This window comes from Bradyrhizobium sp. 23AC, from assembly GCF_054863025.1.
In genome coordinates, this window is sequence record NZ_JAVAYN010000314.1 from 1 (window position 1) to 235 (window position 235).

Here is a 235-nt window from a genome sequence, read left to right on the forward strand (position 1 = left end):
GGAACTCGCCGGACGAGACCAAGACGCAGACCGAGAAGGACTTCAACATCAGCTTCGTCAAGCAGATCGGCGATATCGGCCTGATCGTGCGCTGGATCCTGTTCGCGGTGTTCTTCACGCTGCTGCTGGTCGTGGGCAATACCATGGCGCAGAGCGTGCGCGAGCGCGTGCCGGAGCTCGCCGTGCTCAAGACGCTGGGATTCACCGACGGCAGCGTGCTGCGCCTGGTGCTCGC

The 235-nt window shown here is 63.8% G+C and carries 1 pseudogene; it reads left to right on the forward strand.

The window, feature by feature from the left end:
* A pseudogene (locus RAD10_RS42570) lies at positions 1-235 on the forward strand (ABC transporter permease); the annotation flags it as partial.